The organism is Pseudomonas sp. EYE_354 (assembly GCF_023148575.1).
Lineage (GTDB): Bacteria > Pseudomonadota > Gammaproteobacteria > Pseudomonadales > Pseudomonadaceae > Aquipseudomonas.
In genome coordinates this window covers 67,118-91,761 of the sequence record NZ_JAHXNQ010000001.1, presented here as the reverse complement: position 1 = coordinate 91,761, position 24,644 = coordinate 67,118, and the positions used below count along the sequence as shown (strand labels likewise).

General features: G+C 60.3%; 23 protein-coding genes and 4 tRNA genes. 7 read left to right on the top strand and 20 right to left on the bottom strand.

All coding sequences use genetic code 11. The features are described 5' to 3' along the window. From KZX66_RS00480 to rluD, 7 genes are all read right to left on the bottom strand, one after another. Positions 1-77 (bottom strand) — tRNA-Pro (locus KZX66_RS00480). Between the two features lie 93 nt (positions 78-170). Next, positions 171-246: transfer RNA gene (locus KZX66_RS00475), tRNA-Lys, on the bottom strand. A 5-nt stretch (positions 247-251) separates the two neighbouring features. Then, a tRNA-Pro gene (locus KZX66_RS00470) sits at positions 252-328 on the bottom strand. A 9-nt stretch (positions 329-337) separates the two neighbouring features. Beyond that, positions 338-413 (bottom strand) — tRNA-Asn (locus tag KZX66_RS00465). A gap of 304 nt (positions 414-717) precedes the next feature. Further along, entirely contained in the window at positions 718-3,282 is a 2,565-nt protein-coding gene (gene clpB / locus KZX66_RS00460; protein WP_248075142.1) for an ATP-dependent chaperone ClpB, read from the bottom strand. 131 nt (positions 3,283-3,413) lie between these two features. Continuing rightward, positions 3,414-4,139, bottom strand: a complete 726-nt coding sequence (pgeF, locus tag KZX66_RS00455) for a peptidoglycan editing factor PgeF (protein WP_248075140.1) — start codon at positions 4,137-4,139, stop codon at positions 3,414-3,416. Next, a complete protein-coding gene (gene rluD / locus KZX66_RS00450; protein ID WP_003171668.1) occupies positions 4,136-5,098 on the bottom strand; it encodes a 23S rRNA pseudouridine(1911/1915/1917) synthase RluD in 963 nt (320 codons plus the stop codon). Before rluD ends, pgeF begins: the two co-directional genes overlap by 4 nt. A gap of 149 nt (positions 5,099-5,247) precedes the next feature. Here rluD and KZX66_RS00445 point away from each other — a divergent pair, with 149 nt between their 5' ends. Both KZX66_RS00445 and KZX66_RS00440 read left to right on the top strand, forming a co-directional pair. Beyond that, complete coding sequence (locus KZX66_RS00445; RefSeq protein ID WP_248075138.1) at positions 5,248-6,273, top strand: outer membrane protein assembly factor BamD; 1,026 nt, start codon at positions 5,248-5,250, stop codon at positions 6,271-6,273. Positions 6,274-6,398: 125 nt separating this feature from the next. Beyond that, positions 6,399-6,632, top strand: coding sequence for a PP0621 family protein (locus tag KZX66_RS00440; RefSeq protein ID WP_248075136.1), 234 nt, complete (start codon positions 6,399-6,401; stop codon positions 6,630-6,632). Here KZX66_RS00440 and thiO read toward each other — a convergent pair. The 5 genes from thiO to pilV all read right to left on the bottom strand — a co-directional run bounded on the left by thiO (position 6,619) and on the right by pilV (position 9,931). Beyond that, complete coding sequence (thiO, locus tag KZX66_RS00435; protein ID WP_248075134.1) at positions 6,619-7,728, bottom strand: glycine oxidase ThiO; 1,110 nt, start codon at positions 7,726-7,728, stop codon at positions 6,619-6,621. The two genes, KZX66_RS00440 and thiO, sit on opposite strands and share 14 nt — an antisense overlap. Before the next feature lie 62 nt (positions 7,729-7,790). Beyond that, complete coding sequence (locus KZX66_RS00430; RefSeq protein WP_248075132.1) at positions 7,791-8,192, bottom strand: type IV pilin protein; 402 nt, start codon at positions 8,190-8,192, stop codon at positions 7,791-7,793. 11 nt (positions 8,193-8,203) lie between these two features. Then, positions 8,204-8,734 carry a PilX N-terminal domain-containing pilus assembly protein gene (locus KZX66_RS00425; protein ID WP_248075130.1) on the bottom strand — a complete coding sequence of 177 codons (531 nt, stop codon included), beginning with the start codon at positions 8,732-8,734 and terminating at the stop codon, positions 8,204-8,206. A 7-nt stretch (positions 8,735-8,741) separates the two neighbouring features. Continuing rightward, the gene (locus tag KZX66_RS00420) at positions 8,742-9,449 is read right to left on the bottom strand and encodes a prepilin-type N-terminal cleavage/methylation domain-containing protein (RefSeq protein ID WP_248075128.1); all 708 of its coding nucleotides are present in this window, start codon (positions 9,447-9,449) and stop codon (positions 8,742-8,744) included. Further along, positions 9,446-9,931, bottom strand: coding sequence for a type IV pilus modification protein PilV (gene pilV, locus KZX66_RS00415; protein WP_248075126.1), 486 nt, complete (start codon positions 9,929-9,931; stop codon positions 9,446-9,448). Before pilV ends, KZX66_RS00420 begins: the two co-directional genes overlap by 4 nt. 202 nt (positions 9,932-10,133) lie before the next feature. On the opposite strand from pilV, the gene KZX66_RS00410 reads away from it, so the two are divergent. After that, positions 10,134-10,715, top strand: a complete 582-nt coding sequence (locus tag KZX66_RS00410; RefSeq protein ID WP_248075124.1) for a GspH/FimT family protein — start codon at positions 10,134-10,136, stop codon at positions 10,713-10,715. Here KZX66_RS00410 and ispH read toward each other — a convergent pair. From ispH to murJ, 6 genes are all read right to left on the bottom strand, one after another. Further along, on the bottom strand, positions 10,669-11,616 hold the full coding sequence (gene ispH / locus KZX66_RS00405) for a 4-hydroxy-3-methylbut-2-enyl diphosphate reductase (RefSeq protein ID WP_099583983.1): 948 nt from the start codon (positions 11,614-11,616) through the stop codon (positions 10,669-10,671). The genes KZX66_RS00410 and ispH overlap by 47 nt on opposite strands. 61 nt (positions 11,617-11,677) lie before the next feature. Next, complete coding sequence (gene fkpB / locus KZX66_RS00400) at positions 11,678-12,130, bottom strand: FKBP-type peptidyl-prolyl cis-trans isomerase (protein WP_248075121.1); 453 nt, start codon at positions 12,128-12,130, stop codon at positions 11,678-11,680. Then, positions 12,123-12,632, bottom strand: coding sequence for a signal peptidase II (gene lspA / locus KZX66_RS00395; protein ID WP_248075119.1), 510 nt, complete (start codon positions 12,630-12,632; stop codon positions 12,123-12,125). Before lspA ends, fkpB begins: the two co-directional genes overlap by 8 nt. Further along, entirely contained in the window at positions 12,625-15,456 is a 2,832-nt protein-coding gene (ileS, locus tag KZX66_RS00390) for an isoleucine--tRNA ligase (protein WP_248075117.1), read from the bottom strand. The genes lspA and ileS overlap by 8 nt, the downstream gene beginning before the upstream one ends. Positions 15,457-15,470: 14 nt before the next feature. Then, the gene (gene ribF, locus KZX66_RS00385; RefSeq protein WP_248075115.1) at positions 15,471-16,409 is read right to left on the bottom strand and encodes a bifunctional riboflavin kinase/FAD synthetase; all 939 of its coding nucleotides are present in this window, start codon (positions 16,407-16,409) and stop codon (positions 15,471-15,473) included. 119 nt (positions 16,410-16,528) lie between these two features. After that, on the bottom strand, positions 16,529-18,067 hold the full coding sequence (gene murJ, locus KZX66_RS00380) for a murein biosynthesis integral membrane protein MurJ (RefSeq protein WP_248075113.1): 1,539 nt from the start codon (positions 18,065-18,067) through the stop codon (positions 16,529-16,531). A gap of 253 nt (positions 18,068-18,320) precedes the next feature. Here murJ and rpsT point away from each other — a divergent pair, with 253 nt between their 5' ends. Continuing rightward, a complete protein-coding gene (rpsT, locus tag KZX66_RS00375; RefSeq protein WP_016976313.1) occupies positions 18,321-18,599 on the top strand; it encodes a 30S ribosomal protein S20 in 279 nt (92 codons plus the stop codon). A 193-nt stretch (positions 18,600-18,792) separates the two neighbouring features. Here rpsT and KZX66_RS00370 read toward each other — a convergent pair whose 3' ends face one another. Further along, entirely contained in the window at positions 18,793-19,278 is a 486-nt protein-coding gene (locus tag KZX66_RS00370; protein WP_048724224.1) for a peptidylprolyl isomerase, read from the bottom strand. Between KZX66_RS00370 and KZX66_RS00365 the strand changes: the two genes are divergently transcribed. From KZX66_RS00365 to KZX66_RS00355, 3 genes are all read left to right on the top strand, one after another. Beyond that, the gene (locus tag KZX66_RS00365) at positions 19,247-19,564 is read left to right on the top strand and encodes a DUF3565 domain-containing protein (protein ID WP_348983782.1); all 318 of its coding nucleotides are present in this window, start codon (positions 19,247-19,249) and stop codon (positions 19,562-19,564) included. The two genes, KZX66_RS00370 and KZX66_RS00365, sit on opposite strands and share 32 nt — an antisense overlap. Before the next feature lie 79 nt (positions 19,565-19,643). Then, positions 19,644-21,743 carry a phosphate acetyltransferase gene (gene pta, locus KZX66_RS00360; protein WP_248075104.1) on the top strand — a complete coding sequence of 700 codons (2,100 nt, stop codon included), beginning with the start codon at positions 19,644-19,646 and terminating at the stop codon, positions 21,741-21,743. After that, on the top strand, positions 21,744-22,643 hold the full coding sequence (locus tag KZX66_RS00355) for an acyltransferase (RefSeq protein WP_248075102.1): 900 nt from the start codon (positions 21,744-21,746) through the stop codon (positions 22,641-22,643). A gap of 97 nt (positions 22,644-22,740) precedes the next feature. Here the strand turns inward: KZX66_RS00355 and cysN are convergent, their stop codons facing one another. Beyond that, complete coding sequence (cysN, locus tag KZX66_RS00350; RefSeq protein ID WP_248075100.1) at positions 22,741-24,639, bottom strand: sulfate adenylyltransferase subunit CysN; 1,899 nt, start codon at positions 24,637-24,639, stop codon at positions 22,741-22,743. Positions 24,640-24,644 lie beyond the last annotated feature (5 nt).

Genomic DNA, 24,644 nt, shown 5'->3' with positions numbered 1-24,644 from the left:
TGGTCGGGGTAAGGGGATTCGAACTCCTGACATCCTGCTCCCAAAGCAGGCGCGCTACCGGACTGCGCTATACCCCGGAAAAAAAAGGCGACCTTTCAGTCGCCTTCTTCGATCAGCGCTTTTGGCCTCTGATCTTAAGATTCGATTCCAGCGTTAACTGGTCTCAAAAATGGTGGGTCGTGTGGGATTCGAACCTACGACCAATTGGTTAAAAGCCAACTGCTCTACCAACTGAGCTAACGACCCAAATATGGTCGGGGTAGGGGGATTCGAACTCCCGACATCCTGCTCCCAAAGCAGGCGCGCTACCGGACTGCGCTATACCCCGGTTTGAAATTGGCTCCGTGACCAGGACTCGAACCTGGGACCCAATGATTAACAGTCATTTGCTCTACCGACTGAGCTATCACGGAACTACATATTTCAAAGTACAACTTTTACTGCGGTGTAACCTTTCTCTTCGACCCTGTCCGTATCGCTACGTTAGCGTCTCTGAGGCGCGCTATTCTACAATCTTAAAAACCCCTGTCAACCCTTTAAATTGCTTTTAAGACAATGATTTGCGCTTCTTTCTGATTTCTTCTTAGGGAGAAGAAACCCGCGGGCTGACGTTGCTGCGGGGCGCACTTTACAAGCCTTTGCCTTACAGTTCAACGCCCTATCGAAAAAAAAGGCCCCGCGATGCGGGGCCTTCTCTTATTAGCTTGCTGTGTGAGCTCAGTGGAAGACGATTTCGTCGTTTTCCACCGTGGCTTCGACGCTCGTGCCCGGCATAAAGCTGCCCGACAGGATCAGTTGCGCCAGCGGGTTCTCGATCCAGCGCTGGATCGCACGCTTCAAAGGCCGTGCGCCATACACCGGGTCGTAACCGACCGCGATCAGCTTGTCCAACGCCTCGCGGCTCAGCTCCAGCGACAGCTCGCGCTCGGCCAGACGACCACGCAGACGGCCCAACTGGATCTCGGTAATACCCGCGATCTGATCCCGCGCCAATGGCTCGAAGATCACCACTTCGTCGACCCGGTTGATAAATTCCGGACGGAAGTGCGAGGTCAGCGCATCCATGACCGCAGCGCGCTGGGCCTCACGATCCCCCACCAGTTCCTGGATCTGCGCCGAGCCCAGGTTGGAGGTCATCACGATCACTGTATTGCGGAAGTCCACCGTACGCCCGTGGCTGTCGGTCAGGCGACCATCTTCCAGCACCTGCAGCAGGATGTTGAACACATCCGGATGAGCTTTCTCGACCTCATCCAACAGGATCACCGAGTAAGGCTTACGCCGCACGGCTTCGGTCAGGTAACCGCCTTCCTCGTAGCCGACATAGCCGGGTGGCGCGCCGATCAATCGAGCCACCGAATGTTTCTCCATGAACTCGGACATATCAATCCGCACCATGGCCTCTTCGGTGTCAAACAGGAACTCGGCCAAGGCCTTGCACAGTTCGGTCTTACCCACACCAGTCGGGCCGAGGAACATAAACGAGCCACTGGGACGGTTCGGGTCGGACAAGCCCGCCCGCGAGCGGCGTACCGCGTTGGACACCGCCACAACGGCCTCTTCCTGGCCGATCACGCGCTGGTGCAACAGGTGCTCCATTTTCAGCAGCTTGTCGCGCTCACCTTCGAGCATTTTCGACACTGGAATGCCGGTCCACTTGGAGACGACTTCGGCGATTTCTTCCTCGGTCACCTTGCTGCGCAACAGCTGATTTTCAGGCTTGCCGTGCTGGTCGACCATCTGCAGGCTGCGTTCCAGGTCCGGGATAACCCCGTACTGCAACTCGGCCATGCGGTTCAGATCACCTTTACGGCGCGCAGCTTCCAACTCCTGGCGCGACTGCTCGATCTTTTGCTGGATCTGAGCGGAGCCTTGCACTTCAGCTTTTTCCGAGGTCCAGATTTCTTCGAGGTCGGAATACTCACGTTCCAGACGCAGGATTTCTTCCTGGAGTTTTTCCAGGCGTTTCTTCGCCGCTTCGTCCTCTTCTTTCTTGAGGGCCTGGGATTCGACTTTCAGTTGAATCAGGCGACGGTCCAGGCGATCGAGCACTTCCGGCTTGGAATCGATTTCCATACGAATGCGGCTGGCCGCTTCATCGATCAAATCGATAGCCTTGTCCGGCAATTGACGGTCAGTGATATAGCGATGGCTCAATTTGGCCGCCGCAATGATCGCGCCGTCCGTGATGGCCACTTTATGGTGGACCTCATAGCGCTCTTTCAGGCCACGCAGGATCGCAATGGTGTCCTCTTCGCTCGGCTCTTCCACCAACACCTTCTGGAAACGCCGCTCAAGGGCTGCGTCCTTTTCAATGTACTGGCGGTATTCGTTAAGCGTGGTCGCACCGACGCAATGCAACTCGCCCCGCGCCAGGGCCGGCTTGAGCATGTTGCCGGCGTCCATGGAGCCCTCGCCTTTACCGGCACCGACCATGGTGTGCAATTCGTCGATAAACAGGATGATCTGCCCTTCCTGCTTCGACAGTTCATTAAGCAGGGATTTCAGACGCTCTTCGAACTCGCCACGGAACTTGGCGCCGGCGATCAACGCCCCCATGTCCAGGGACAGCAGGCGCTTGCCTTTGAGGCCATCCGGCACTTCACCATTAATGATGCGCTGGGCCAGGCCTTCGGCAATCGCGGTTTTACCCACGCCAGGCTCGCCGATCAGCACCGGGTTGTTCTTGGTGCGGCGCTGCAGGACCTGGATAGTGCGACGAATCTCGTCGTCACGACCGATCACCGGGTCAAGCTTGCCGTCTTCGGCGCGTTTGGTCAGGTCGACGGTGTACTTGTCCAGCGCCTGGCGTGACTCCTCATGATTGGGATCATTGACCGCATCGCCGCCACGCAGGTTGTTGATGGCGTTCTCCAGGGCTTTTTTGCTTACACCCTGGCCCAGCAACAACTTGCCGAGCTTGCTGTTTTCGTCCATGGCGGCGAGCAGCACCAGTTCGCTTGAAATGAACTGGTCGCCCTTCTGCTGGGCCAGGCGGTCTGCTTGATTCAGCAGGCGCGCCAGGTCCTGGGACATATTCACGTCGCCGGTCGGGTTTTGGATTTTCGGCAGTTGGTCGAGCTCTTTGCTCAACTCCTTGCGCAGGCTGTTGACGTCAAAGCCCACCTGCATCAGCAAGGGTTTGATAGACCCACCTTGCTGTTCCAGAAGTGCCTGCATCAAGTGCGCAGGCTCAATGGCCGGGTGGTCGAGGCCCACCGCCAAGGATTGGGAGTCTGATAAGGCCAACTGTAATTTGCTGGTTAAACGATCAATACGCATTAGTCACCTTCCTTTTGAGCAGGCCGGAGCTATAAACACATCCTGAATGAAGAAACCTGCCAGATACCCCTATAGATGGGGTGGATTCTGGAGGATTCAAGCGGGCAATGCTTGATATGGATCAGGGGAGTCTAGCGCTCGAGCCAGATAAGGGAGGCAAATCGACCGGTGCGCGGATTGCGCCGGTAAGAAAAGAAGCGAGGATCGGTCACGGTACACAAACCGCCACCGTAGACCGCCGTGACACCCCGAGCTGCCAGGCGCAGACGCGCCAGCTTATAGATGTCGGCCATGAACTTGCCGTCGTTGCGACTGGGCACAAACGCTTCGGCAGCTGCCGGCAATTGCTGCATGAAGGCACCGCGCACTTCCGGCCCCACTTCAAAGGCCTGCGGACCAATCGCCGGGCCGAGCCAGACCAGTACATCGGCAGGCGCGGTGTCCAGGCTTTCAAACGCCGCCTCCAACACGCCTGCCGCCAGCCCACGCCAACCGGCATGGGCTGCCGCGACGCGGGTACCGGCACGGTTGCAGAACAACGCAGGCAGGCAATCGGCAGTCATCGCGGTGCAGGCGATGCCTGGGGTGCTCGTCCAACTGGCATCGGCTTCAGCGATGCAATCAGGATTGGCCTCGACCACGTTAACGCCATGAACCTGGCGCAACCAGGCTGGCCGAATACCAAACGCATCGGTAAGGCGACGGCGGTTTTCAAGGACGGCCTCGAGGCTGTCCTCAACATGATCACCCAGATTAAGGCTGTCGAACGGCGCCAGACTGACGCCGCCTGCACGGGTGGTGACGCAGGCCTTTACCCGAGCCGGCGCGGGCCAGTCAGGTATCAGCCAGTCACTCATCCGACAAATGCCTCGCGATCCTGCTTTAGCAACGACAGCAACCAGACAAAATCATCCGGCAATGGCGATTCCCAGCTCATGCGCTGACCGCTCGTCGGATGATCCAGCTCCAGGAAGCGTGCATGCAGCGCCTGGCGCGGGAACGTCTTGAGCGATTCGACCATGGTCTGGCTGGCCGCGGGTGGAATGCGGAAGCGACCACCGTAGGCAGGATCGCCGACCAACGGGAAGTTGATGTGGGCCATGTGCACACGAATCTGGTGGGTACGGCCGGTTTCCAGCTTGACCCGTACATGGGTGTGGGAGCGGAAACGCTCCAACACTCGGTAATGGCTGACGGCCTGCTTGCCGCCCTCCATCACCGCCATACGCTGGCGTTGCTGGCCGTGGCGACCGATCGGCGCGTTGATCTTGCCACCGGCCACCACGACGCCGATCACGATGCACTCGTAGATCCGGCTGACGCTGCGGCTTTGCAATTGCGTAACCAGTTGCGTCTGCGCCTGAATGGTCTTGGCCACCACCATCAAGCCGGTGGTGTCCTTGTCCAGACGGTGCACGATGCCGCAACGCGGCACGTTGATGATGTCGGGAATATGGTGCAGCAGAGCATTGAGCAAAGTGCCATCAGCGTGCCCGGCCGCCGGGTGAACCACCAGGCCTGCGGGTTTATTGATGACCAGGATGTCGTCGTCTTCATAGACGATATCCAGCTCGATGTCCTGGGCGACCCATTCTCCCTGGGCTTCCTGCTCGGCAGTCAGCTCAAGAATCGCACCGCCATGAACTATGTCTCGCGGGCGGATAACCGCTCCATCCACAGTCAGGCGGCCGTCTTTGATCCAGGCGGAAAGGCGCGAGCGCGAGTGCTCAGCGAATAATTGTGCGGCGACTTGATCGAGGCGTTGGCCGCCCAATTCGGACGGCACCTCTGCGCGAAGTTCAATTTTATCGGACATGCTCAGACTAGGCGTGGCACAGCCTTTGGTTTCGGCTGCGCGCTTGTGGTTAAATACGGCGTCTTTTGCCCCGAGGCTTTCAACGGGGCGCTCATCATAACAGGACGGCCCCGCCCAAGACAGCGGCCGTCATAGGGACGCAAGCCGCCATGCAAGTGAAACACCTGCTGCTGATCGCCATCCTCGCCATGACTGCTGCTTGCTCGTCAACAAAGGAAGTCGTCGACGAAAACCTGAGCGAAGTCGAGTTGTACCAACTGGCTCAGAAAGACTTGGACAACAATAGCTACACCAGCGCCACAGCGAAGCTGAAGGCACTGGAGTCGCGCTATCCGTTCGGCCGCTACGCCGACCAGGCCCAACTCGAGCTGATCTACGCCAACTACAAGAACGCCGAGCCGGAAGCTGCCAAGTCCGCCGCCGAGCGTTTCATCCGTCTGCACCCACAGCATCCGAACGTCGACTACGCCTACTACATGAAGGGCCTGACCTCGTTCGACCAGGATGTTGGCCTGCTGGCGCGATTCCTGCCGCTGGACATGACCAAGCGTGACCCGGGCGCTGCCCGCGACTCCTATAACGAGTTCGCGCAGTTGACCAGCCGTTACCCCAACAGCCGCTACGCCCCGGACGCCAAGCAGCGCATGATTTACCTGCGCAACCTGCTGGCCTCTTACGAAATCCACGTAGCGCACTACTACCTGACCCGTCAGGCCTACGTAGCCGCCGCCAACCGTGGCCGCTATGTGGTGGAGAACTTCCAGGAAACCCCTTCGGTGGGTGACGGCCTGGCCGTCATGACCGAGGCCTACCAGCGTCTGCACCTGGACGAACTGGCCAGCACCAGCCTGGAAACCCTCAAGCTCAACTACCCGGATCACCCCAGCCTGAAAGACGGCCAGTTCGTGCCTCAGGTTGACGAAGCGGACAACCGTTCGTGGCTGAGCAAGTACACCCTGGGCCTGATCGAATCCCGCCCACCGTTGCCGCCGGGCGAAACCCGCGCCAACCAGGACGTGCAGAAGCAGTACCAGGACGCCAAGGATGCCATTCCTTCGGACCTCAAGCCCCACGACGAGAACGGCGACGTGATCGAAGAAGAAGCCCCACAGGCGCTGGGCGACAATCAGGACCGCTCGTGGTTCAGCTACATGACCTTTGGCGTGTTCGACTGATCCGTTGACGCAACGCAAAAGGGAGCCCTTCGGGGCTCCCTTTTTTGTGGGTACGTGTTATTGCGCTGTGCGCCTGTCGCGTCCTTGGCTAAACTGCCGCATTCCTTGTCGAGAAACTACCTGCCATGCTTCGTCTTCTGTTCTGGATTGCCGTTATTGCTGCCGCGGTATGGTTGTGGCGTAAATTCAAAAGCCCGGTCGCCAAACAGCAGCGTACCCGCGAGCCCGGCGCAGCGCTGATGGTACGCTGCGCTCACTGCGGCGTGCACCTGCCGCAGGACCGCGCGCTCAGCGTGCGCCAGGAGTGGTACTGCAGCCAGGCGCATTTGGAGCAAGGGCCAAAGTCTATCCAGCGTTGATCCGACCTTCGGGCGCGTAAGGCACCGGGTCGATGATCGGTGCACGGTTCAGCAACAAGTCGGAAAACAACTGGCAGGACGCCGGTGCCAACACCAAGCCGTTGCGGTAGTGCCCGCAGTTGAGCCACAACCCTTGATAACCCGGCACCTGACCGATATAGGGAATGCCTTCCGGCGAGCCTGGCCGCAAACCGGCCCAGTGCCCGACCACCTCAGCGTCTGCCAGGGCCGGAATCAGCTCCACCGCTGAAGCCTTCAGACTCTCCAACGCACTTGCTGTCGGCGTCTTGTCGAACCCCTGATGTTCCAGGGTGCTGCCGATCAGGATATGCCCGTCGCGCCGAGGGATTGCATAACGCCCCTTGGCCAGCACCATGCTCGACAGGAAGTTCGAAGCACACTTGTACAGGATCATCTGCCCCTTGACCGGCTCCACCGGCAGCACAAGCCCCAGAGTGCCAAGCAACTCACCGCTCCACGCTCCCGCCGCCAATACGACATGATCACCCCGGACCGGCCCTTCCGTCGTCTTCACACCAACGACATTGCCATCATCCAGAATAAAACCGTTCACTTGGCACTGTTCGTGGACGGTCACGCCAGGTAGCGCCAACAGCGCCGCCTTGAGGGATTTGACCAGGCGCGGGTTGCGCACGTTGGCCACGTCCGCCATATAGACGGCCTGGGAGTACCCGCCGCCCAGCGCGGGCACGGCATCATGGGCGACAGACACCTCGACCTTGCTCAGAGGTCGGCTTTCACGGGCGGCCCAGGCCAACGCCTCGGCTTCGTCGTCCAGGTCCAGCCAGTAAAGGCCGGTGGTGTGAACCTCCGGATCGACGCCCGTGGCGGCAAACAGCCGTTCAGCCAATTGCGGATAAAAATCCTGGGACCAATGGGCCAGCGCAGTCACCGCCGGGCTGTAGCGCCATGGATACAGCGGCGAAACAATGCCACCTCCGGCCCAGGATGACTCCTGCCCCACACCCGCGCGCTCCAGCAGCACCACCGCCTGACCTTGGGTTGCCAGGTTGTACGCCGTCAACAAACCGATGACTCCGCCACCGACGATCACAACTTGCTGTTGCTTAACCATCATTTGATCCAGCCGATAAATAGGAACGGGCACACCCGGCGCCCAATCGTCCAGCACTCTCATCATTGCCCCCAGCACATCTGGCGCGACATATCAGACGCCGCGCCCGGATTGCTACGCGCCCCGGCACTGGTCAGGCTGAAGTCACCGCAGGCATCGCCGGCCATACCTGCATCGGCAATCGGCGCGGCAATCAGATGGAAATCCTGAGGGTTCAATGCAGCGGTGATTCTATAGCGATCATTGCCCGCGCTGACGCCACTGGCGTCAATATAAGTACCGTTGCGCGTATAAAAGCGCTCCAAGTGCTGGGCCTGCTCAGTCAGCAGCGCGACAATTTGCGCACGATAGACCTTATTCACGTAGCCGGCGTACCTGGGGTAAGCGATCCCGGCCAGAAACGCGATAATCGCCACGGCGATCAGTAACTCGATCAGGGTGAAACCCAGGCTGTCCTTGCCCATTTCGCTACTCCTTATTGAAGTTGCCGCCATGCCACTCGCCGAAATCGCGAGCCGCCCTCCTCTTCTACCCTCGCATACACGGTCTCCAACACTGCGCGCGACCGCCCACTGAGCCCGACGGCTGTCACGCGATATAACTCGACCGTCGCCTGTGGTGGAAAATTCGCCATGCCGGTACCAGCCCCCAGGGATTGAACACCGTAAACCCCGAAGTCGAAGGCAATCCAAGTGACTGCCGACGTTGGATTCGTCCCGGCACCAATCACTGAAAAGGCTTCATCAGGCGGCGCACAGCGCGTGATCGACTGGCACCTCGGCATTGCCGCCCCCGTTCGCTGCACGTCCCGCTCTCCCAACCTCAAGCCACTCTCGGCACTCTGGTGTGACCTGTTGCGATGCCAGAGGCTGCCCGTAACTTTTTGCTGGGTCACCGCCTCCTGCATCGACGACACGCCAATCAACGACAACAGCAGCACAAAGACCAGGCTGATCAGCAAAACCATGCCCGCCTGCCGAGCAGAAAAGCCTTCAACGAGCATCATGAACGCCCTATCCCAGACGATTTCGCAGCGCTGCGACGACGCTGTAGGTTTGGTCTTTGACACGCCGCGCAGGGTCTTGCAGCGTCATGCGAATGCGCACGCTGCGGATCAAGCCTTCGTCTGCAGGGCTGGCGTCGTAGCGCACCACCTCGGCCGATTCCAACTTAGCGGCCACACCGAAACTGATATCGAATGCAAGAACGTTGTCCACCAGCACCGACTTGGCGGGCGCAGCGGGGGTGCTCACCTTCAACTGACCGGTCTCGAAGATGTAGGTCAGTTGGCGTATCGCAAAACGAATCTGCCCAGGCATCGGTGTCGGCGAACTCCCCGCATAGGCGTGGGCGCTGCGGACGCAGTCGGACAGTACCGTCCAATCAGGCTTGCCACCCTGCCCGCCGATATCCGCAGTGACCAGCGTCAGCGAAGTCGATCCAGCGCCAGCACTCCAGGTCACGGGCCGATAAAACGCCGGCGGGGCGTTCTCGATAAAGGTCGGGGCCAAACACCCCAGCATTCCGACCTGCCGAATATCCTGGATCATTTTGCTCAGCACAAAGCGTGCATCGTCCTGCAGCAACATGGCCGCCTGCTGACTGGCGTGAGTCGCTCGGGAACTGATCAACACCTGACTCGCCCCAAGCAACAGCACCAGCCCTAAAGCCAGGGCGAGCAACACTTCCAGCAGACTGAAACCTCGAACCCGGTACGTCATTGCGTCACTCCAGGCTCGGCGGCAATACGACTGGTCAGGGTGAACGTTTGCCGCGCACCGGGGGTATTAGTGCCCCTGTCGTCGTCCCAACTGATGCTGACGGTGATTTCGTCGGCATGCATCGCCACCGCGCCTTTGGCGCTCTCTCCGGCGAAGCCTAGGAGATTGGCCTCGAAATCGTGCAGGTCGAGGTCACGCACGCTTGACGTGGCGGTACTGGCCGGAACTCGCTGAGTTCTCCCCCACTGGTAATCGGCGCCGGAATTGGCGCGGACGCGGTCAAGCATGTCGTAGGCAATGAAACTGGCCTGGCTGGTCATTCTCGAGCTGTCGGTGTACTTGAGCGCGTTGAGCTGAAGCACCGCTGAACCTAAAAGCCCCACGCTTAGAACCAGCAACGCCACCAGCACCTCTATCAGCGTCGCTCCGATCTGGTGTCGGGGCAATGGGCAGGCAAAACAAGTGTTGAGGCTGGCAAGCATTACCGTCGTCATCCGTGTCGAGGGCCAAAAAAACAGGCAAAGCCTGCTGTGCGACCCAAGACTAGCGTCGGTTTTTCGCCCGCGCTGTTCGCGGAACAAAGGGAAATACTTTGGACATGAAGGCCATCATTCAGCGCCTCAATCCAGGCGCTATACCTTTGACTGCGACGAATTTTGACCTGCGTCCACGGAGGGACAATCCATGCGCCAACGAGGCTTCACGTTGCTGGAACTGCTGCTGGGGCTGGTGTTGAGTGGCATTCTGGCGCATCTGGCAGTGCCCGGCTTCAAGCAGATGCTGGAGTCGCAACAACGACAGAGCGCAGCACAATCACTGGCGAGCGGACTGCGACTGGCCCGCACTGAAGCCATCGCGCGCAACAGAGCGGTGATCATTCATGCGCTCAATGATGATTGGAGCCAGGGCTGGCGGGTGATCGTGGATATCAGCGGGCGCGGTGACCAGGACGATGACAACCCAGTGGTGCTGGAGCATCAGCGCAGCAGTCGCGTACCGATAGTCGGCAATGGGCCGGTCAAGAGCCAGGTACGTTTCAGTGGGTTGGGCGAGCCGGTATTTGCAGGTGGCGGCTTCCGGGCGGGGACGGTGCATGTGTGCGCGACGGACACGGCGCAGAGTGTCCACCAGATAGTGCTGGCACCCAGTGGGCGCATCAGCCTGCGCAGCGATAACGCGGAGCAGGCCTTATGCCGCACAGACGCCGACGCTCTGGCACTCAGAGCAGCGAACGAACCCGCAGCTCCTTGGGCATGGAGAACGTGATGTTCTCTTCACGACCGGCCAATTCATCGGCGCCGGTGGCACCCCAGGCATGCAACTGCTGGATGACGCCACGCACCAGCACTTCCGGGGCCGAAGCACCTGCCGTGATGCCTATGCGCTGAACGCCATCGAACCAGCTGCGCTGCATGTCTTCGGCGCCGTCGATCAGGTACGCCGGTGTCGCCATGCGCTCCGCCAGCTCACGCAGGCGGTTGGAGTTGGAGCTGTTAGGGCTGCCGACCACCAACACCACATCGCACTCATCAGCCAGTTGCTTGACCGCATCCTGGCGGTTTTGCGTGGCGTAGCAGATGTCGTCTTTACGCGGTCCACCGATCGCCGGGAAGCGTGTGCGTAGCGCATCGATTACGCGGCTGGTGTCGTCCATGGACAAGGTGGTCTGGGTCACGAAGGCCAGACGATCCGGGTTGTGCACCTGGAGGTTCGCGACGTCTTTTTCGTCTTCCACCAGGTAGATCGCACCGCCATTACTGGCGTCGTACTGGCCCATGGTGCCTTCCACTTCGGGGTGACCGGCATGGCCGATCAGGATGCACTCTCGGCCGTCGCGACTGTAGCGCGCCACTTCGATATGCACCTTGGTGACCAGCGGGCACGTCGCATCAAAGACTTTCAGGCCACGGCCCGCCGCTTCGGTACGCACGGCCTGGGAAACACCGTGGGCACTGAAGATAACGATAACGTCGTCCGGCACCTGGTCCAGCTCTTCGACAAAGATGGCACCGCGCGCGCGCAGGTCCTCGACCACAAACTTGTTGTGCACCACTTCATGACGCACATAGATCGGCGGGCCGAAGACTTCCAGGGCACGGTTGACGATTTCGATCGCCCGGTCCACGCCGGCGCAGAAGCCACGGGGGTTGGCGAGTTTGATTTGCATGCTGTGCCTCGTGTCTTTGTGGGAGCTGCAAGCCAGCTCCCACACAAGCCGGTACTGTTCGTCAGATCGCTTTAACGTCGATGATTTCAACGTCAAACGTCAAGGTTTTACCGGACAACGGGTGATTGAAGTCGATGGTCACCTGGGTGTCATCGAAGTTTTTGACGACACCCGGCAGCTCGGTATTCGCCGCATCGTTGAAGATCACCAACAGGCCTTCAGACAGGTCCATGTCCTGGAACTGCGAACGCGGGATGATCTGTACGTTTTGCGGGTTGGGCTGGCCAAACGCGTTTTCCGGCAGGATCTGCAGGGTGCGCTTGTCGCCCGCCTTGAAACCGAAGAGCGCGGCTTCGAACCCCGGCAGCAGGTTGCCATCGCCGACCTTGAAGGTCGCCGGGGCTTTGTCGAACGTGCTGTCGACCGTGTCGCCATTCTCCAGGCGCAGTGCGAAATGCAAGGTGACTTCCGTGTTCTGGCCGATGCGTTGCTCAACCAATACCTGATCAGTCATTGACGGTCTCTCCGGTTTTCTTACTTTTGAACATATCCAGCGCCAGCATGATTGCACCGACGGTGATTGCGCTGTCAGCAAAATTGAACGCCGGGAAGTAATGGCGGTTCTGCCAATGCACCAGAATGAAGTCGATCACGTGGCCCAGGGCAATGCGGTCGTACAGGTTACCCAGCGCACCGCCCAGCACCAGCGCCAGGGCGATGGCCAGCCAGGTGTCATCACGGCCCAGGCGCTTGAGCCAGACCACCAATACCGCGCTGACCACCAGCGCGATAACGGCGAACAGCCAGCGCTGCCAGCCACCGCCATCAGCGAGGAAGCTGAACGCGGCGCCGGTGTTGTAGGCCAGGGTCCAGCTGAAGTAATCCGGGATCACCACGATTTGCTGGAACATTTGCAGGGAGCCCTCGAAGTGAGCCTTGCTGACCTGGTCAATGACCAGCACCAGCACACTCAGCACGAGCCAGCCCAGACGTCCGAAACGACCGGCATTAGGCATAGTGGCGAACCTCGCCGTCACCGCTGATGTTGTCGACGCAACGCCCGCAGATTTCCGGATGCTCGGGGTTCACGCCAACGTCTTCACGGCAGTGCCAGCAGCGGGCGCACTTAGGGAAGGCTGACTTGACCACTTTGAGCTTGAGGCCCGGTACTTCGGTGACCACCGCATCCGCCGGTGCCTGGGCGAATGGCGCCAGGCTCGCGGTGGAGGTGATCAGCACGAAGCGCAGTTCATTGCTCAGCTTGGCCAGGTCAGCGGTCAGGCCTTCTTCGGCAAACAGGGTGACTTCGGCCTGCAGGTTGCCACCGACGGCCTTGGCCGCACGCTGGACTTCCAGTTCCTTGTTCACCGCGACCTTGACGGCCATCACGCCTTCCCAGTACTCGCGACCCAGTTCGAAGTCGGCCGGCAATTCGGTCAGGCCTTCGTACCAGGTATTGAGCATCACCGATTCGTTACGCTCGCCCGGCAGGTATTCCCACAGTTCGTCGGCGGTGAACGCCAGGATCGGTGCGATCCAGCGCACCAGCGCCTCAGAGATGTGATAAAGCGCGGTCTGCGCGGAACGGCGCGCCTTGCTGTTGGCTGCGGTGGTGTACTGGCGATCCTTGATGATATCGAGGTAGAAACCACCCAACTCCTGCACACAGAAGTTGTGGATCTTCGAGTAGACGTTCCAGAAACGGTATTCGCCGTAGTGCTCCTGCAACTCGCGCTGCAGCAACAGGGTGCGGTCCACGGCCCAACGGTCCAGGGCGAGCATGTCTTCGGCCGGCAGGATGTCGGTGGCCGGGTTAAAGCCGGTCAGATTCGACAGCAGGAAGCGTGCGGTATTACGGATACGACGATAGGCATCGGCGCTGCGGGCCAGGATCTGGTCCGATACGGCGATTTCGCCCGAGTAGTCGGTAGACGCGACCCACAGACGCATGATGTCAGCGCCCAGCGTGTCGTTGATCTTCTTCGGCTCGATCACGTTTTTCAGCGATTTGGACATCTTGCGGCCCGTCTCGTCGACGGTAAAACCGTGAGTCAAGAGTTCGCGGTACGGTGCGTGGTCGTCGATGGCGCAACCGGTCAGCAACGAGGAGTGGAACCAGCCGCGGTGCTGGTCCGAACCTTCCAGGTACAGGTCGGCACGCGGGCCGGTCTCGTGGCCCATCGGGTGCGAGCCGCGCAGTACGTGCCAGTGGGTGGTGCCCGAGTCAAACCAGACGTCGAGGGTGTCGCTGATCTTGTCGTACTGCGGTGCTTCGTCGCCCAGCAATTCGGCGGCGTCCAGCTTGAACCAGGCTTCGATGCCTTCCTGCTCGACGCGTTGGGCCACGACTTCCATCAACTCGACGGTACGTGGGTGCAGCTCGCCGCTTTCCTTGTTCAGGAAGAACGGGATCGGCACGCCCCAGTTACGCTGGCGGGAGATGCACCAGTCGGGACGGTTGGCGATCATCGAGTGCAGGCGCGCCTGGCCCCAGGCCGGTACGAACTTGGTGTCTTCGATGGCCTTGAGCGAGCGGACACGCAGGGTCTCGCCGCTGGCCGGTTCTTTGTCCATGCCGATAAACCACTGCGCGGTGGCGCGATAGATCAGCGGGGTCTTGTGGCGCCAGCAGTGCATGTAGCTGTGCTTGATGGTGTCGGTCTGCATCAGCGCACCGACTTCACGCAGTTTGTCGATGATCGGCTGGTCGGCTTTGAAGATGAACTGACCGCCGAAGAACTCCAGCGATGGCACGTAGACGCCATTGCTTTGAACCGGGTTGATGATGTCATCGTTGACCAGGCCGTACTTCTTGCAGATCACGAAGTCGTCCACGCCATAGGCGGGCGAGCAGTGAACCACGCCGGTCCCCGAACCCAGCTCGACGTAGTCGGCCAGGTAAACCGGCGACAGACGGTCGTAGAACGGGTGACGGAAGTTGATCAGTTCCAGTGCCGCGCCAGTGGTGGTGGCGATCACCGAGCCTTGCAGCTCGTAACGCGCCAGGCACGCCTCGACCATTTCTTCGGCCAGCACCAGCAGGCGGTCGCCCACGTCGACCAGGGCGTAGGTGAACTCAGGGTGCACGTTCAGCGCCTGGTTGGCGGGGATGGTCCACGGGGTGGTGGTCCAGATCACGATGGCGGCCGGCTTGGCCAGGCTTGCCAGGCCGAACGCCTGGGCCAGCTTGGCGTCGTCGGCGATCGGGAAGGCCACGTCGATGGTCGACGACTTCTTGTCTTCGTACTCGACTTCCGCTTCAGCCAGGGCCGAACCGCAGTCGAAGCACCAGTTCACGGGCTTGAGGCCCTTGAACACGAAACCGCCTTTGACGATTTCGGCCAAAGCGCGGATTTCACCGGCCTCGTTCTTGAAATTCATGGTCTTGTACGGGTTGTCCCAGTCGCCCAGCACACCCAGGCGGATGAACTCGGACTTCTGCCCTTCGATCTGCTCGGTGGCGTAGGCACGGCACAGTTCGCGGGTTTTATCGGCGCCCAGGTTCTTGCCGTAGGTGACTTCGACCTTGTGTTCGATCGGCAGGCCGTGGCAGTCCCAACCCGGAACATAGGGCGCGTCGAAGCCCGAAAGGGTTTTCGAACGCAGGATCATGTCCTTGAGGATCTTGTTCAGCGCATGACCGATGTGAATCGTGCCGTTGGCATAAGGAGGGCCGTCGTGCAGGACGAATTTCGGACGATCCTTGCCAATTTCGCGCAACTTTCCGTACAGGCCAATACTGTCCCAGCGCTGCAGGATCTGCGGTTCGCGCTGTGGCAGGCCGGCCTTCATTGGGAAGGCGGTGTCCGGAAGGTTTAGCGTGGCTTTATAGTCGGTCATTTAAGGCTCTTCGGTTAGCGGTGGGCGCTAGGTGCGGCTAGTGCACGGGCGGCGGCGACATCCGCATTGATCGCCGTTTTCAACGCCTCAAGGGAGGCGAAACGCTGCTCTTCACGCAGCTTCTGGTGGAAAACCACCGTCAAACGCCGGTCATATAAATCACCGGCAAAATCCAAAAGGTGAACTTCCAGGTGGGCCTTGCCATCACCTGCAACCGTTGGCCTGACGCCTATGTTGGCGACTCCCGGCCACGACTGGCCGTCGATGTCGACGCTCACCAGGTAAACCCCGGTCAGCGGCACACGACGGCGCTTGAGTTGCACGTTGGCGGTTGGCGTGCCCAATTGGCGCGCCAGCTTCTGGCCGTGCAATACCCGCCCGGCAATGCGGAACGGGCGGCCGAGCAAGCGCTCGGCACAGGCAAAGTCGGCAGCGGCCAGGGCGTTACGCACCTGGGTACTGCTCACGCGCAGACCGTCCAGTTCAACGGTTTGCGCGGCTTCGACGGTAAACCCCTGGGTGACGCCGGCGCGTTGCAGGAATTCGAAATCCCCAACCCGGTCGCAGCCAAAACGGAAGTCGTCACCGACCTCCAAATGTTGTACGCCCAGGCCATCGACCAGGATACGGTCGACGAACTCGGCGGCGCTGAGGCTTTGCAGGCGCTGGTTGAAAGCCAGGCAGAGCACGCGGTCTACACCTTCTTCAGCCAGCAGTTGCAGCTTGTCCCGCAGGCGGGCCAGACGGGCCGGCGCCGTTTCCGGGGTGAAATATTCCCGCGGCTGCGGCTCAAAAATCACCACGCAGCTAGGTACGCTCAACTCGACCGCACGCTCGCGCAGCCGGGCCAGAATAGCCTGGTGACCACGGTGAACACCGTCAAAGTTGCCAATAGTGGCGACGCAGCCCCGATGCTCGGGGCGCAGGTTGTGGAGACCTCGAACCAGCTGCATAACGCGCTTCTTGCTCATAAAGTGGTCGATTATAACCACACCCGGCCCCGGACGACAGGCAACAGCGCAGGGCAAATGGATCGAATCGATAAAACTGCCGCTTTATCGCGGCAAACTCTCTAACCCAGCGACTTGCGATTGAAGTCCCGCAGGCGGAACCCCTGAAGCAGCAACATCCCGAAGTACACCACCACGCCGGCGGCGACCAGTACGCCCAGACGCATGAAGCGCTCCAGCATGTGGCCCTCGTCCCAGGCGGGCATCAGGTGCATCAGGCCGAGCAACACGGCCGACATCATGCCCACCGCCACCAGCAGTTTCAGGGCAAACAGGCCCCAGCCCGGCTGCGGCTGGTACATCTGCTGCTTGCGCAACTGATAAAACAGCAGACCCGCGTTGATACAGGCGCCGGCACTGATCGCCAAGGCCAGACCGGCGTGGGCCAGCGGACCGATGAACACCAGGTTGAGCAGTTGCGTGACGATCAGGGTGAAAATCGCGATTTTGACCGGCGTGCGGATGTTCTGCTGCGCGTAAAAACCTGGCGCCAGCACTTTGATCACGATGATCCCGAGCAGTCCGACGGAATAGGCGACCAGCGCGTGCTGCGTCATCAATGCATCATGGGCGTCGAACTGCCCGTACTGGAACAGCGACACCGTCAGCGGTTCGGCCAGGATCCCCAGGGCCAGGGCACACGGCAACACCAGAACGAAGCACAGGCGCAGGCCCCAATCGAGGATGCGCGAATATTCCTGGCGGTCCTTGCTCGCGTAGGTGCGCGCCAGGGTCGGCAGCAAAATGGTGCCGAGGGCCACACCGAGCACGCCCGAAGGCAACTCCATCAGTCGATCGGCGTAGTACATCCACGACACCGAGCCCGACACCAGCAGCGAGGCGAACGCGGTGTTGATGATCAGGGAGATTTGGCTCACCGACACACCCAGGATCGCCGGCAGCATGTTGCGCATGACCCGCCAGACGCCGGTGTCCTTGAGGTTCAGGCGCGGCAGCACCAGCATGCCGATCTTTTTCAGGTGTGGCAGTTGGTAAAGCAGTTGCGCCAGGCCACCGGCCAACACGGCCCAGCCCAGGGCCATCACCGGTGGATCGAAGTACGGCGTGAGGAACAGCGCAAAGATAATCATGCTGACGTTCAGCAGGGTCGGCACGAACGCCGGCACCGAAAAACGGTTCCAGGTATTGAGAATCGCCCCGGCCAGGGAGGACAGGGAAATCAGCAATATATAAGGAAAGGTCACCCGCAACAGATCGGTGGTCAGCGCAAACTTTTCCGGTGTATTGGCAAAGCCCGGGGCCGTGGCCCAGATCACCCACGGTGCGGCGAGCATGCCGATGAGGGTCACCAGCATCAATACCAGGGTCAGCAGGCCCGACACGTAGGCAATGAAGGTGCGGGTCGCCTCCTCTCCCTGCTGGGTCTTGTACTCGGCCAGAATCGGCACGAACGCCTGGGAAAATGCCCCCTCGGCAAAGATGCGCCGCAGCAGATTGGGCAATTTAAACGCGATAAAGAAGGCATCCGTGGCCATGCTGGCGCCAAAAATGCGCGCCAGCAGGGTGTCACGCACGAACCCCAAAACCCGCGAGATCATTGTGATAGAGCTGACGGCGGCCAACGATTTGAGCAGATTCATTGAAAGAGTTTGCGCCTATAGATAAAGAGCAGGCGAACAACGCGCCCACTTATGCGATACTGCGCGCCTGCAACAGCACAGAGCCAAAGCTCGCGAGTTTACAGGTCAAGCGCCGGAAATAAATCACCCGCCTCTTCAGATCGACCACTCAGCAGTTCGCATCAGCCGCCCTTGACAACACATCAAGTCATCGGCATGATTCGCGGCCTATTTTGTTTGCTATTTCCTAAAAAGTCTTTCGAGGAGCTCGACGGTGGCCAACACACCTTCCGCCAAAAAACGTGCAAAACAGGCTGAGAAGCGTCGCAGCCACAACGCCAGCCTGCGTTCCATGGTTCGTACCTACATCAAGAATGTAGTAAAAGCCATCGACACCAAAGACGCTGAAAAAGCTCAAGCAGCTTACGTTCTGGCTGTGCCAGTTATCGACCGTATGGCCGATAAAGGCATCATCCACAAGAACAAGGCCGCTCGTCATAAGAGCCGCCTGAATGGCCACATCAAGGCTCTGAGCGTTGCTGCTGCAGCCTAAGTGGTAACAACTGCAACGCGACCCAGGTTGCGAAACAGTTAAGAAATGCCCCGTACCGAAAGGTCCGGGGCATTTTTGTTTGGGCTCTGAAAGTACCAGCCTCTTCTAAGATGGCCGCCCGCCACAGAAAACAGGCAAAAAAACGCCCCGAACAGGTCGGGGCGTTTTTGCTACCGCTTGATCAAAACATCGATCAATGGTGATGACCACCTTCACCGTGGACGTGGCCGTGAGCCACTTCTTCCTGGGAAGCGTCGCGAATGGCAACGATCTTAACCTGGAAGTTCAGGCGCTGACCTGCCAGAGGGTGGTTGCCGTCGACAGTCACGTCGTCGCCGTCCAGATCACGGATGGTGACGATCTGCATTTGGCCGTCCGGCGCGGAAGCGTGGAACTGCATACCCACTTCCAGCTCGTCGACGCCTTCGAACATGCTGCGGCTCAAAGTGCTGACCAGTTCAGCAGAGTATTCGCCGTAGGCATCTTCAGGTTCTACGGCAACAGTCAGTTCATCACCAACCACTTTGCCTTCCAGGGCCTTTTCCAGGCCTGGGATGATATTGCCTGCGCCTTGCAGGTAGACCAGCGGCGCGCCGCCGGCGGAGCTGTCGATGACCTCACCAGCGTCGTTGGTCAGGGTATAGTCGATGGAGACAGCCTTGTTAGCGGCGATCGTCATGGGGCGAGACCTTTTGCATAAGAATGAAGAACGGACAAGTCTAAACAAGGATTTGCCCGAAAGCGAACGGAACCCGGACAGACGGGGCCGATCAACGGTCACGATCGTCGGTTTTCATCAGGATGCAGATAAGCACTGGGTGGCCGAGCTGTCCTGTGGCCATACCCAGCACTTGCGCCACCAGCCGCCGTGGCAGTCTCGCGCCTGGGTGCTCGACCCCGCACAACGCCAGGAAAAAATAGGCCAGCCCTTTAACTGCGGCTGGTGTACGCAAGCGCGTGAATAGCGATAACCTTGGCGACTGATTCCCGGTAGGCACTCAGCCATAGAGTGCCACCGAAGCCATGCACCTCCAGAGAATTCGCATGCAGACTTTTTTTATCGCGCCCACCGATTTTGGTGTGGGTCTGACCTCCATCAGCCTTGGGCTGGTGCGTACCCTTGAGCGGGCCGGACTGAAAGTCGGTTTTTTCAAGCCGATTGCCCAGCCACACCCGGGCGATACCGGCCCCGAACGCTCCACCGAACTGGTGGCACGCACCCACGGCCTGAAACCTCCACAGCCCCTGGGCCTGGCCCACGTTGAGCGGATGCTCGGCGACGGCCAGCTCGATGAACTGCTCGAAGAAATCATCACGCTGTACCAGCAGGCGGCCGTCGGCAAGGACGTGCTGATCGTCGAAGGCATGGTGCCCACCCGCAACGCCAGCTACGCGGCACGGGTCAACCTGCACCTGGCAAAGAGCCTGGATGCGGAAGTGATTTTGGTCTCGGCGCCGGAAAACGAAGTGCTCACCGAACTCTCCGGCCGTGTGGAATTGCAGGCCCAACTGTTCGGCGGTCCAAAAGACCCGAAAGTACTCGGCGTGATCCTCAACAAGGTGCGCACCGAAGAAAGCATGGAAGCGTTCTCCGCACGCCTTAAAGAGCATTCGCCCCTGCTGCGCAGTGGTGATTTCCGCCTGCTTGGCTGCATTCCTTATCAACCGGAACTCAACGCACCGCGCACCCGCGACGTGGCCGACCTGATGGGCGCGCAGATCCTCAATGCCGGTGACTACGAAACCCGGCGCATGACCAAAATCATCATCTGTGCCCGCACCATGCGCAATACCGTGGAGCTGCTCAAGCCCGGCGTGCTGGTGGTAACCCCCGGCGACCGCGACGACATCATCCTCGCCGTCAGCCTCGCCGCGATCAACGGCGTGCCCCTGGCCGGCCTGCTGCTGACCAGCGACACCCTGCCCGACCCGCGCATCATGGACCTGTGCCGCGGCGCGTTCCAAGCGGGCTTGCCGGTGCTGTCGGTGAGCACCGGCTCGTACGAGACCGCCAATCTGCTCAACAACCTGAACAAGGAAATCCCCATCGATGACCGCGAGCGTGCCGAGATCATCACCGATTTCGTCGCCAGCCACCTCGATGCGCGCTGGCTGCACCAGCGTTGCGGCACGCCACGGGAAATGCGTCTGTCGCCGGCGGTGTTCCGCTACCAATTGATCCAGCGTGCCCAGGCCGCCAACAAGCGCATCGTGCTGCCCGAAGGCAGCGAGCCGTTGACCGTACAAGCCGCCGCCATTTGCCAGGCTCGTGGCATCGCACGCTGCGTGTTGCTGGCCAAGCCTGCAGATGTGGAAGCGGTCGCTCGCGCCCAGGGCATTGAATTGCCCGAAGGACTGGAGATTCTCGACCCGGACCTGATCCGCCAGCGCTATGTCGAGCCAATGGTCGCGCTGCGCAAGAGCAAGAGCCTCAACGCGCCGATGGCCGAGCAGCAACTGGAAGACACCGTGGTGATCGCCACCATGATGCTCGCGCTGGATGAGGTCGATGGACTGGTGTCCGGGGTTATCCACTCCACCGCCAATACCATCCGCCCTGCCCTGCAACTGATCAAGACCGCGCCGGGCTGCACCCTGGTGTCGTCGGTGTTCTTCATGCTGTTCCCCGAGCAGGTGCTGGTATACGGAGACTGCGTGATGAACCCGCACCCGAGCGCGGCGGAGCTGGCAGAAATCGCCCTGCAAAGCGCCGACTCGGCAGCGGCGTTCGGCATCATCCCGCGCGTGGCGATGATCAGCTATTCCAGCGGCGACTCGGCCAGCGGCGAGGAAGTGGAAAAAGTCCGCGAAGCCACGCTGCTGGCCCATGAACAGCAAAGCTCGCTGCTGATCGACGGCCCGCTGCAATACGACGCCGCCGCCAACGAAAACGTCGCGCGGCAGTTGGCGCCCAACAGCCAGGTGGCGGGCAAGGCCACCGTGTTCGTGTTCCCCGACCTGAACACCGGCAACACCACTCACAAAGCCGTGCAACGCAGCGCCGACTGCGTCAGCCTCGGGCCGATGCTCCAGGGCCTGCGTAAACCGGTCAACGACCTGCCGCGTGGCGCCCAGGTGGACGACATCGTGTACACCATCGCGCTGACTGCGATCCAAGCCGCCAACCGACCTATGGATATCTAAATGCTGGCTTTTCTACCTGCCGCCGTGCGCGGCGTGATCGCGTCGTTGCTGTTGGCGCTGAACACGATCCTGCTGTGCTCGTTCCTGTTTATTGTCGCGTTGTTTAAAGCGTTGCCGTTTGCCAAGCGCTTCAGCGAATGGCTGATGAACCACACCCACGAAGCCTGGGTCACCAACAACAAGGGCTGGATGAACCTGGTGCAACGCACGCACTGGCACCTCAAGGGTCTTGAGGGCCTGGACTATCAGCACTCGTACCTGGTGACCAGCAACCACCAGAGCTGGGTCGACATCATGGTGCTGCAATACGTGCTCAATCGGCGCATCCGCCCGCTGAAGTTTTTTCTCAAGCAGGAACTGATCTGGGTCCCGGTGATTGGCCTGGCGTGGTGGGCGCTGGGCTTTCCGTTCATGAAGCGCTACACCAAGGCCTACCTGGAGAAACACCCCGAGAAGAAAGGCAAAGACCTGGAAACCACGCGCAAGACCTGTGCGAAGTTTCGCGACAACCCGGTGGGCATTTTCAACTTTGCCGAAGGCACGCGGTTCACCCCTGGCAAGCATGCGCAGCAGAAATCGCCCTTTCGCTACCTGCTTAAGCCCAAGGCCGGTGGAATCGCGTTTGTGCTGGATGCCATGGGCGAGCAACTGAAGTCACTGGTCAACGTGACCATCCACTACCCTGCCGGGCGCCCAGGTTATTGGGATTTGCTGTGCGGCAAGGTGAAAGACGTGGTGGTGCAGTTTGAAGAAGTGCAGATCCCGGCCGAGTTCATTGGCAAAAATTATGAGCAGGATGGGGAATATCGGCTGGCGTTCCAGGGGTGGATTAACCGGCTGTGGGAAGACAAGGATGCGTTGCTGGACAGCCTGCACACGCAATACCCCGGCAGTCGCTGATCACCCCGCCCACATTTGAGCGAGTTACTTTCAAACTCCCGCAAAAAAGCCCGCCACCGAATAATCAGTGGCGGGCTCTCATCTTGTAGCTTGTAGCTTAAATCTTGCCGCTGACCCGCAACAGTTCCAGCACTTGCTTGACGCATTCGTCCAGCGACAGGGCCTGGGTGTCGAGCACCAGATCGGCAGTCAACGGCACGTCGTACGGGAAGGACTCGCCAGGAATGTTATCCCCGCCGGCCGCATACAAGCCTTGCGGGTCACGTTCGGCACACACCAGCGGCGACGCTTGCACGTACACGGTCAGCAGACGGTCGCTGCCAATCAGCGCCTTGGCCTGTTCACGGCCTTCGGCATCCGGGGCGACGAACGCCGCCAGCGTCAGCAGGCCGGCTTCGTTGAACTGGCGCGCCACGTGAGCAGCACGACGCCAGTTCTCGGTACGTCCGGCACGGTCCTGGGGCAGTCCCTTGTTCAGGTCGTGACGCAGGTTCTGGCCATCGAGTACGAACACGGCACGGCCCATGTCAAACAGCTTGCGCTCGACCGCATAGGCCAGGGTGCTCTTGCCGGCGCCCGACAGGCCGCTGAACAACACGGTGGCGGGTTGCTGGCCGAAGCGCAGCGCGCGCTCCTCGGTCGCCACATGGGCCAATTTGCCATGCTGCGCCGCGCCGCCGTGGGTCACCGGCGGTGCGATGATCATACCGGCGGCCACGGTGCCATTGGTCAAACGGTCGATGACGATAAACGCACCGGTGGTGCGGTTGCTGTCGTAACCGTCCAGCGCGATGGCGGCGTCGAGGCTGACCTTGACGCGGCCGATCTCGTTCAGTTGCAACGCACTCGCCGGGCCTTCGGCCAGGGTGTTCACGTCGACCCGGTGCACGATGCTGGTGATGGAACCCGGCACGTAGCTGGTGGCGCGCTTGATGTCGTATTTCTTGCCCGGCAGCATCGGTTCTTCGGCCATCCACACCAGCATGGCGTCGAACGCATCGGTCACTTGCGGCACATTGTCGGCATGCACCAACAGGTCACCGCGGGAGATGTCGATCTCGTCTTCCATGGTCAAGGTCACGGCCTGACCTGGACCGGCGTGCTCCAGTTCACCGTCGAAGGTGACGATGGATTTGACCCGGCTGCTCTTGCCCGACGGCAGCACCACAACTTCGTCGCCCTTATGCACGATGCCGCTGGCCAGGGTGCCGGCGAAACCACGGAAGTTCAGGTTCGGGCGGTTGACGTACTGCACCGGGAAACGCAGGTCGGTGTAGTTGCGGTCGTTGGCGATTTCGACGGTCTCGAGGATCTCCATCAGCGACAGCCCGGTGTACCAAGGCGAACGTTCGCTCTTGTTCACCACGTTGTCGCCCTTGAGCGCCGACATCGGCACGAACGCCATGGTGCTCGGCTTGAATGCGATACCGTCGGCGAACTTCAGGTAGTCGGCCTTGATCGCCTCGAAAACGCTTTGGTCGAAGCCATTGATGTCCATCTTGTTGATGGCAATCACGATGTGTTTGATGCCAAGCAACGAGGCGATATAGCTGTGGCGACGGGTCTGGGTCTGCACGCCGTAGCGCGCGTCGATCAGGATGATTGCCAGGTCACAGGTGGAGGCACCGGTGGCCATGTTGCGGGTGTACTGCTCATGGCCGGGGGTGTCGGCGATGATGAACTTGCGCTTGGCGGTAGAGAAGTAGCGGTAGGCAACATCGATGGTGATGCCCTGCTCACGCTCGGCCTGCAGGCCGTCGACCAGCAAGGCCAGGTCGATGTCGTCACCGGTGGTGCCGGACTTCTTCGAATCGCGGGTGATGGCTTCCAGGTGATCTTCGTAGATCATCTTGGAGTCGTGCAGCAGGCGCCCGATCAGGGTGCTCTTGCCATCGTCGACGTTGCCGCAGGTCAGGAAGCGCAGCATCTCTTTGCGCTCGTGCTGGCCCAGGTAGGCGAGGATGTCCTCGCTGATCAAATCAGATTGATGCGACATGACAG